This is a genomic window from Mesorhizobium sp. M0185, from assembly GCF_040322175.1.
Lineage (GTDB): Bacteria > Pseudomonadota > Alphaproteobacteria > Rhizobiales > Rhizobiaceae > Mesorhizobium.
Genome location: NZ_JAMYSY010000132.1, coordinates 1 through 758, shown reverse-complemented (window position 1 = coordinate 758; position 758 = coordinate 1). Strand labels below are relative to the sequence as shown.

At 58.6% G+C, this 758-nt stretch carries 1 protein-coding gene and 1 pseudogene; one reads left to right on the top strand and one right to left on the bottom strand.

Annotated elements, in window-relative coordinates:
* Positions 1-214: 214 nt before the first annotated feature.
* A complete protein-coding gene (locus NKJ20_RS34065; RefSeq protein ID WP_167522729.1) occupies positions 215-376 on the bottom strand; it encodes a hypothetical protein in 162 nt (53 codons plus the stop codon).
* Between the two features lie 202 nt (positions 377-578).
* Between NKJ20_RS34065 and NKJ20_RS34060 the strand changes: the two are divergent.
* Positions 579-758 (top strand): annotated as a pseudogene (locus NKJ20_RS34060) (hypothetical protein); the annotation flags it as partial.

Genomic DNA, 758 nt, shown 5'->3' with positions numbered 1-758 from the left:
CCAAGGACGTCATCGGGTAAACGGCTCAACTGGTCCGTTGCCGACAAGAGAGCTTTTCGCTCGGCGCGGAGGCGTAACCACCTGCCAAATGGACCAATGGCGGCAGCATGAATTATAACCATGATCAGATCGTCCCTTCATTGATCTGAATTGACCGGTACGGAACGGCGCGAACGGCACTCCGGGCGAGAGCGTCAGCCGTCCGCGAGGCAAATTAGGCGTAGTGGTCGATGGATTGGTTTTGCCGCGGCGTGCCCATACGGCGGGCGGTGGCTGGCCCCGGGCCACGCATGTAATAAAGCTCCGGGCGGTAGCGCGGCGCGACGAATTTGCGAAACCCCGCAGCAAGTTTTGTGACGGGAGCCAAGAATTTCATGACTGTTCCCTTCCCTTCGCCGGCTTGCACACGAGCCGGCGGGCCTGACGTTGCAACAAGGATATGACAGTCGAACCAGGCTCGGCTGTGGGAATTCCCACACCGGGGAAAACATTGGCGAAATCCGCTCCCAGTTTGCATCCCGGAAAGCGGGGCCTGCGGCCATCAAATTTCCTTGGATAGGGAGTAAGGTGAAGTACCCTTGATTGAACAAGAGACCGTTGTGACAGGCTCTCTGGCCTTCATCTCAAGACTTTGCGATGCCGACCTCGCCGCGCTGACCAAACGGTGGCACGTGCGCAGCTATCGACACAACGAGCTAATCATTTCCCACGGCGACACTGGTCGCGATGTCTTCTTCCTGCTGGAAGGACGGGCTCGC